6 protein-coding genes are annotated in these 7,150 nt (G+C 39.4%); 2 read left to right on the forward strand and 4 right to left on the reverse strand.

Annotation, left to right across the window (positions count from 1 at the left end; translation table 11 throughout):
* Positions 1 to 1,620 precede the first annotated feature (1,620 nt).
* Positions 1,621 to 2,178 (forward strand): MerR family transcriptional regulator, encoded by a 558-nt coding sequence (locus QYF49_RS25580; RefSeq protein WP_290402380.1) that lies wholly within the window; start codon positions 1,621 to 1,623, stop codon positions 2,176 to 2,178.
* Here the strand turns inward: QYF49_RS25580 and mobV are convergent.
* Complete coding sequence (mobV, locus tag QYF49_RS25585) at positions 2,175 to 3,242, reverse strand: MobV family relaxase (protein WP_290402381.1); 1,068 nt, start codon at positions 3,240 to 3,242, stop codon at positions 2,175 to 2,177. The two genes, QYF49_RS25580 and mobV, sit on opposite strands and share 4 nt — an antisense overlap.
* A 603-nt stretch (positions 3,243 to 3,845) precedes the next feature.
* Here mobV and QYF49_RS25590 point away from each other — a divergent pair.
* Positions 3,846 to 4,493 (forward strand): hypothetical protein, encoded by a 648-nt coding sequence (locus QYF49_RS25590; RefSeq protein ID WP_290402382.1) that lies wholly within the window; start codon positions 3,846 to 3,848, stop codon positions 4,491 to 4,493.
* A 971-nt stretch (positions 4,494 to 5,464) separates the two neighbouring features.
* On the opposite strand, the gene mazF is transcribed toward QYF49_RS25590, so the two are convergent.
* The 3 genes from mazF to QYF49_RS25605 all read right to left on the reverse strand — a co-directional run bounded on the left by mazF (position 5,465) and on the right by QYF49_RS25605 (position 6,768).
* Positions 5,465 to 5,791 carry an endoribonuclease MazF gene (gene mazF / locus QYF49_RS25595; protein WP_290402385.1) on the reverse strand — a complete coding sequence of 109 codons (327 nt, stop codon included), beginning with the start codon at positions 5,789 to 5,791 and terminating at the stop codon, positions 5,465 to 5,467.
* A gap of 5 nt (positions 5,792 to 5,796) precedes the next feature.
* A complete protein-coding gene (locus QYF49_RS25600) occupies positions 5,797 to 6,057 on the reverse strand; it encodes an AbrB/MazE/SpoVT family DNA-binding domain-containing protein (RefSeq protein WP_290402383.1) in 261 nt (86 codons plus the stop codon).
* A 102-nt stretch (positions 6,058 to 6,159) separates the two neighbouring features.
* Positions 6,160 to 6,768, reverse strand: a complete 609-nt coding sequence (locus QYF49_RS25605) for a hypothetical protein (RefSeq protein WP_290402384.1) — start codon at positions 6,766 to 6,768, stop codon at positions 6,160 to 6,162.
* Positions 6,769 to 7,150: the final 382 nt, after the last annotated feature.

Below are 7,150 nucleotides of genomic sequence, written 5' to 3' on the forward strand. Positions count from 1 at the left end.
TAATAACACGTCTCTAAATAAAACTTGACCGGTTAGCTGAGCCGATGCAGAAAATCCAGCGCCACACAACCAACGGATTTCCTTCTTTGCCGTGTGTGGGTCTAGGCGCGGACGGCCAGCGAAAGCAAACGGTTCGGGCGGTAATCGTTGTGCTTCGGCACAGGGATCCAGGGCAGAATACGCATACAGGGGCGATTTTGTATGTAGAAAGCCTTGGACGATGGATAATCGAAAGCGAAAGAAGGGTCATACATACGGATACCAGATTGACCGTACATTCAGTACAGCATCCATACATAAATCGTAGCAGCTTTCTCCTCCTAAACATGCTTGAGCTATTTTTTGCACTTGCATGTTTAGGGGAAAAGTCTGCCTCCAGCCGTTTCCATATTTTCCCACCATTCAGTCAAAAGTCAAAACCAAAAGCAATGGTTTTGACTTCTTTATTCATAAAAAATATTTTGCTTAGCAGCAAAATGAGAATGAGTCATGAAGAAAAGGATGATTGATATTATTAGGGTGTTTGAGGAGTATATAAGTTCATCTTTACGAATAATGGTGTGGGTAACTCGATAGAGTTATCCATCACCTTATCGTAAAGTGAACTTCCTGGCGAAGCCATGAATTTAAGTTGTTATCGCAACCTAATCAATCGTTGTAAATGTTGTTATATCTAGGGATTTTAATAACTGAAATGATAACACAGTAGTTATTCAGCAGCAGTTTTTCCCTTTTATTTATGTTCCGAGTACAGGGGGAAAATCGTCACATTTCTAAATAAAAAATTGGAGGTAGATTTTCTCGGTTTTTTTTTATTTTATCTGCATTTATTTGGCGAAATTGTCGACAAATGAATAGACAGAGCTATTGTTTTACCTTTAAAATGAAACGTAGGTAGTAATTTCCGTACCTTGGTGATGAGTGTCCAGATCTTTAAGGGGGAATAATTCTGGATACTCTAGAAGCTTTATATAATCTTTTATTGTTAACTGATGACGAACATATCGGACTGTTTAAGGCCCGTTGGTGGTTGTTATCTCTTATCGTGACATCTCTGTTTTCCATAGGATTTAATGCTATTTCGGTTTCAGTAATTACGGCAATCAAAGTTTGGTATTTAACTGAAGGTAACCGAAAAAAGCAAAAAAAATAAGCCTTTTTGCGAGAAAGGCTCATCAGGCAATACTTTTGTTTTAAATTCTGAAAAAATATAATCTGGGCTTCATACACCAAAAATCGGAAATATGATCAAATAAGAACAATCGATGTTGCGAGCATCGGTTGTTTTTATTTTACCCAAAGGATCATTAACCTAACATTAATGAGTAGTTAATGAGTTATTAATTTTCACTATAAGTGAAGTATACAATAAAAAGTTCTTAAAATGAAACTAAAAAAGTTCTCAAAATGAGAACTTTTTTAAGCAAAGGTTACAAATTGAACCCCCATTTTAGTTGTACCGCAACCTAATCGCAATCGCTGTAAATGCTGCTAAACTAGGGGTTTTGGTAACGGCCATGCTAACCGCAGTCATTCAGCAGCAGTAAAAAGTGGGTAGGAATAATCGAACTACTGTAGAAAAGAGATATTGACTTTTCTTCTGGATATGGAGGATTTAAAATGGATAAATTACTAACCATTGCGGAAATGGCAAAGGAATTAGATATAGCTGAATCGACGGTTAGATATTATCGTGATCGCTTTCCGGATTTTATGTTTTCGGTTGGAGAAGGACGAAAAAAACGCTATCGTCCTGAGACTGTGGAAGTGTTGCGGTTTATTGCGGAAGGATTTAACCGCAACCTTACCGCAATAGAAATTGAGAGTGGTTTAAGCCTTGATTTTTCTAGGAATATTGAGGTTGAAGAAGAAACCGCAGAACCAATCGCAGTAGCGCAGCAGCAGTCAAAAAATGAACTAAATCAGTATGCGGTGCAACTTCAAACTGCCATGGAGCAAATGGGAAGTGCTATGCAGATTATGGTTGATCAAAAGGAAGAGATTGCGGAGCTGCGAAAACAAGTTGCGGAACAAAAGCAGTATGTAGAAGAAACGCTGCAGCAACGGGATGAACGATTAATGGAATCAATGAAGCAATTTTTAGAGCAAAAAAAAGCCACGGCCGCGAGCAGCGACAGTGAAAAGAAGGGGTTTTGGGCGAGGATCTTTAACCGTTAACGATCAAGATCAATTTTTTGATCTTTTTCTTTTGAGAAACGCTGCAAAAATTCATCAAATTTAGAAAAGAGATCATGTTGCTTAAAGAAGTGTTGAACTTTATTGAGCATGGTCTTTAGTTTGTTGTTTTCTTTTTTTAATGTGTCTTTTTGAAATTCTAATCCTGATACCTTTTCTTTCAAACTTTCATTTTCATTTTCCAGCTGATTTGCCTGTCGCGCCAAGATGGGAACCTTTTTTGCCATCAATTGCAAAGAAACAAAGTCCTCCTGCTTAATCAAAACGCTCTCACGGCTCATCATTGGCTTTTTGGCCTCGATTCGACTTATAAGTTTTCCATGTTCCGAAACGTCTCTTAAATCTCCTTCTAGGACGGTCAAACGTTCCTCGACTTCCTGAATGGTTGCTTCCAATTCCTTTTTTTGGTGCTGTTTTTCGGTTAAGGTGGATTCTAAGGTTTTAATTTCGTCTCGTGTGGTCTGCGCTTTGAACCGGGCCGTCTCGAGATGCTTTCGATCACTGGAGAGTCCCCGTTCCAGCGAAAATCCGGCCTGGGTAAGATGATGATGGAATTGATCCTGCACTTGTTTCAGTTCGGTTTTCTTGCCAAAAAACGATTTGGCTGCCAGTCGCCCGTCTTCTGTGATGGGGATCATCCCGACATGCATATGAGGGGTTTTTTCATCCTTGTGCACGGTCGCATACACGATGTTTTCTGAGCCGTACCGGTTTTGAAAGAACGCTAGACTTTCTTTGAAGAACCGTTGTTCCTCGTCCGGGGACAAGCCCTCAAAAAACGGCTTGTCCGAGGTGATCAGAAAGGAGCACAACATGACGGCATCTTTCCGGATTTTTTTGTTGGTCTGAACACGGTCTTTCAATTGTTGTTTGAGGAGTTGGGTGTAATCGACCTTTTCGGGATGTAACAGATCATAATTCAAGTGGGATTGGTCGCGTTTGATATCACTATTGGTGTGACTCTCTCGTTCTCGTTGGTTATGAAACTGGATGCCTTTCACGTCTTGTCGTTTGTATTTTTCCATATGACATACCGCAAAACTCATGCTTATCGCCTCCAAGAGAGATTCGCTGAAACTAGGCTTGAGAGCAAACTTTATACGGTAAAGTGTAGCACATTACACTTTCTACGAAAGTTCCATGTGGTCTGCGACGCTAAAATCAAAACCGCAAGACCGCAGACCTTGGGCTCCTCGCCCAAACCTCGCCAACGGACGCCCGTTGGATCGCAATAAAAACCTCAATCCCCCAACCCCCGATTCTTCGGGGGCTCCCTCGCCGGGTGGCAGGAACAAACGGTCGTTTGTTCACTACCAAGAGGGTCTGGGATCGAGAGGTTGTCCATTCCTTAATGCTCCCTACGGTGCGCTTACCATGGACAACCGCCACATGTAACCTTCTTTCTATCCTTCTCATCATCATCTCAATTTCCCTGGTCAATGAGCGTTTAACCCTGAAAAATTGTTAATGGTGCATAAGAAGGCGAGGGGTAGTGTGCTGAGAAACACGCTGTGTTGCAATAAACTGAATCTTCACGTACCAAGTATCATTAACTCGCACAGACAATAGCTCTATAACGTGTTAGGATGAAATGGACAACGCGTAAACAACGCATGAGGATGATATGAACAACGCAAGGCGGTGAATGGATGCTAATTGGTGACATTATGAAGCACTTGGAAAACGGGGGGGAATTGAAAAAATTAAGCACGGAACAAGGCAATACATCAGGGTTAATGTCCTACCGGCGTCTGACAGCAGCCATGAAAACAGCCGGCTATGAACACGTGAATAAAGGCGGAAATGAGATCAACTGGAAGTATGCCGGTGAAGGAGAAGCTCCCACCCATAAGAGTATTTTTGATTACGATCAAAGACAAAGTAACACGATCACGCCTAAACAACGCATGAATAAGAAACGAGCAACGCACGAGGATGAAATCAATAACGTATTGATAACGCATAAGGATGAAATGAATAAGAAATCATTAACGCAAGAGGCGACACCTGCCCCACGCAAAGAGTTAACCGTGGCAGAATTAAATGATATACGGGCGATGCTTCAGGAATGGAAAAACCATAAAGATACGAGCGTAGCAGCGACCTTAGAAGACACAGTAAAGCCTCTACATTTGCGGATTTATGAGGAGATTAAAGCCGAGGACAAAGTACGTAAGACGCTCTCACTGAATAAAAGTGTGGGACAGGCGCTCGATCAATTTGCTACGAGCCGTAAATTAAACAAGCAAGATATAATTGAACTTGCGCTTTGGGACTTATTTAAAAAATATAAGTAGAGCACTTCAATTTGAAATTTCATCGACTAAGAAGTGATTTAGACCGCTAGAGTACCCTTTTAGGGTTACAATTTGAAACTTTTTTTCGGAAAAGTTCACTCAGAGTGACCTTTTTGATATAATTGGTGTAGAATATTAACATTAACATTAACATTAACTTAATGTTAATGTTGGCATGAGGTTAATAACCATTGGGTAAAATAAAACAATCGGATGCGCTAACATCCGACTGTCGATTTTATTCCATTTTTGGTGTATGAAGCCCAGATCAGCTTTTTAAAATGCGCTTAAAATTAAGTAGTACCTGATGAACCTTTCTGCAAAAAGGTTCATTTTTTTTTGTGTTTTTGTGTTTTTGTCTTTTTACCCGTTAAGTAATGGATTTTGACGGCTGTAATTACCGAAACTGAAACGGCATTGAGTCCTATTGAAAATAAAGAAGTGATCATCAGGGAAACTAACCAGCATCCGGCTTTAAACAATCGAATATGTTCTTCATCCGTTAATAACATCAGTAAATTAAATAGAGCTTCTGAAGTGCCCAGTATTTATCTCCCCCATGGAAGATCTGGGCACAAACACCAAGGTATGGAATATTACCTTATTTTAATAATACCTTTTAGACAATCAGGATGTCTACGTTTTCTGTACAGGTTTCGTAAATTCCAAAAATGCGATATTGCTAGACCTCATTGACTTAACTCAACCCGAACGAGGTGGGTGGATTTGTCATGAATAGGGCACCCATTGTCAAATCACCCATAGGATAGAGAAACGGAGAGAACCCACGAAAATGGAAGATAAGGCCCCTTCCAGAAACCGTGCTTTTTCCCTCTCTTTCGCACAAACAAAACCCTGAATTTCGGCTGATTTGGCCGAATTCAGGGTTTTGTTTGGTTACTTGGTTCCGGGAACTGTCTTTATGTTAACTAGAGTTAGTCGGATAAAAAAACATCCATAAGGAAGGAGTTTTAAAGATAAGTATGTACTTTGTCAAAAACCTCTTGAACTGTTTCTGGTGTTGCTTTTCCTTTTATTTTCAAACCTCTTGCTCCCCAATCCAAGCTGCGAATCTGATCAGCAAGTATGACACCAGTAAAAATCGAGCCACTAGGTAGCTCGACTTCAAACGGATACCCTTTGCGCTGATTAGTTATAGGACAAACAACTGCGAATCCTGTTGCTAAATTAAATGCTTGTGGAGATAAAACAATACCCGGTCTATGCCCAGCTTGTTCATGCCCTGCGTTTGGAGTGAAATTAAGGGTGACTAAATCGCCTCTATCTGGACCTGCAATCGGCATTAATTAAGTTCATTCCCTTCTGATATTCCCCAATCGGCTTCATTATGTCTATTTTCTGGAGTGATTTTTGCAAGTAGTTCTTCCAACGTTGGCTTTTTAACGACTGGTTTTACTAAAAGTACTTGATTTCCCAATGTTATTTCTACCTCAGTTCCATGTTCAATATCAATTTTTTGGGCGAGATTGCTTGGAATTCGGAGACCTAAACTGTTTCCCCATTTTTGAATCTTCACAATAATCCCTCCTTGTGTTTCCTTCATTTTAGCACCATTCTTTCTTAATGTATAGTCATAGTATATACACATTATGTTCAAGTGGTGTTAAATTTAGTCAGGAATTCATAAAAAAGGACCCCTATGTGTTCAGGGGGTGCCTTTTGTAGTAGGAAGTTCAAAGTTCGCTAAGTCACTTAGCAAATACAGGTTAACTTTTTGATCCATATTACTTTCTTGTATAAGATGTCTTCCGCCAAATACATCTATAACAGTAAGTCTATAAGTAGCTATTTCCTCTCTGTTATTTCTTTCGTATAGATCCTTGCTGCCGCCAAACAATACAAAACCATGAAGTGGTTCTTTTGGTTCTATTGCCTGTGGCTTTTTATAGATTAGATTCTCTCTCAGATTAGGATTAATAATTTCGTTATTTATCCAGGTAAATGTGAATTCATATATCCCGTTTCCATAAAATCTTTGTAGCTTTTCTGAGGTGCCATCTGTAAATGTTATTTCCATTTCAAAATCTAAGGGCCTTACAGCAGTTTTTCTTTTGTTTGTTAGGTATAGATAGAATAGACAGGTTGTTAAATCTTTGTTTTCACCGTTTTGGACGATTTGGGTCCGACCCATAATAGGTGAAAAGATTCTACCCTTAATGTTAGGTATATGAGTTATATGATTATATAAAAAAGTTGCCCATCCTGATATACCAAATATTGAACTTACAATAGCTATGGTTAATTTAGCGTCCAAAAGTTTATTACCTCCAAATCGATATATAGAAAATAATACCATTATATGTGGTTAGGAGGAATTTCTTTGTTATTACCCTTAAATGGAATAAAAGAACCATACAGAGAAATTTTAGAAGCCTACAAGGCATTGGTACTACGGGACATCATGGAATTTTACTCTTGCGTTGATAGTTTAATAGAGATAAAATTATCAGTAACTTAAGAGTTCGGACAAATAAAAAAGCCGTTTCCACAATGTTAAGGTGTTACCAGCACCCTAACGGAAACGACTTTCGGCCTGTGTCAGCACCACAGGTTAAATTGATATGTCTATTTTAACTTGATGCCTTTTGCAATGCAAGAGGTGAATCTTGGCATATTCTGTTTAACCTTTTTTCACA

Source organism: Fictibacillus terranigra, from assembly GCF_030412265.1.
Taxonomy (GTDB): domain Bacteria; phylum Bacillota; class Bacilli; order Bacillales; family Fictibacillaceae; genus Fictibacillus_C; species Fictibacillus_C terrinigri.

Bases quoted from the DNA above. Each gene is read 5' to 3' on its own strand.
- QYF49_RS25590 (WP_290402382.1), top strand. From the start codon at position 3,846: ATGCTAATTGGTGACATTATGAAGCACTTGGAAAACGGGGGGGAATTG.
- QYF49_RS25600 (WP_290402383.1), bottom strand. From the start codon at position 6,057: ATGAAGGAAACACAAGGAGGGATTATTGTGAAGATTCAAAAATGGGGA.
- QYF49_RS25580 (WP_290402380.1), top strand. From the start codon at position 1,621: ATGGATAAATTACTAACCATTGCGGAAATGGCAAAGGAATTAGATATA.
- mobV (WP_290402381.1), bottom strand. From the start codon at position 3,242: ATGAGTTTTGCGGTATGTCATATGGAAAAATACAAACGACAAGACGTG.